The following is an 848-nucleotide window of genomic DNA, read 5'->3' on the forward strand; positions in this document are numbered from 1 at the left end:
CTCTTCACAGTTGAGGGTGTAGTTGGGGTCTGAAGCCGCCTGCTTCGAGGAGAGATCGGGCGATGTAGTTGGTCAGGTTGCGCAGTCCGAGGGCGGAGCCTCGTAGGTGCTCGAGGCGTCCGTTGATGGCTTCGGTGGGGCCGTTGCTGGTTCCGGGTCGGTCGAAGTAGGCGAGCACGTCCGCGCCGCGTTTCTTCAGGGTCCGGCCTAGGGTGATTACTTCGTTCAGTGGTGCCGGGACGTCGGCGCTGACGGCGTTGATGAGGCGGCGCATCAGCTGTCGGCCTGGCGAGCGGTCGGGGTCGCGGTAGGCGGCGATCATCTGTTGGTAGATCCCCCAGGTCGCTTCGACCTCGACGTGAGCGTCGTCGGCGAACAGTGCCTCGAGGTGGCCCTGCTGGCGGGGGGTGAGCAGGTCGGCTCCGGTGTGCAGGGTTCTGCGTGCCGCGTACAGCGGATCACCTGTGCGGCCGCGTCGGCCATGGATGTCGTGCTGGACCCGGCGCCGACAGGCATCGAGGGCGTCTGCGGCCAGCCGGACCACGTGGAAGGGACCCGTCACGGGGATGGCGTCGGGGAGCTCTTCGGCGGCGGCGGTCTTGAACCCGGTGAACCCATCCATCGCGACGACCTCCACCGCGTCGCGCCAGGCTTTGTCGCGCGCGGCGAGCCACGATTTGAACGCGTGCTTGGAGCGGGCCTCGACCACGTCCAGCAGGCGCGAAGGACCGGTGCCATTCGTGATGGGGGTCAGGTCGATGATCACGGTGACGTACTTGTCACCGCGGCGGGTGCGGCGCCACACGCGCTCATCCACCCCGACCACAGTGACACCCTCGAAACGGCGC

The 848-nt window shown here is 67.7% G+C and carries 1 protein-coding gene; it reads right to left on the minus strand.

What is annotated here, in order from left to right:
• Positions 1 to 4: 4 nt before the first annotated feature.
• Positions 5 to 848 (minus strand): ISL3 family transposase (locus HMPREF0058_RS11445; RefSeq protein WP_006549959.1); only part of this gene is annotated, 844 nt, incomplete at its 5' end.

This window comes from Actinomyces urogenitalis DSM 15434, from assembly GCF_000159035.1.
In the GTDB taxonomy this organism is placed as follows: domain Bacteria; phylum Actinomycetota; class Actinomycetes; order Actinomycetales; family Actinomycetaceae; genus Actinomyces; species Actinomyces urogenitalis.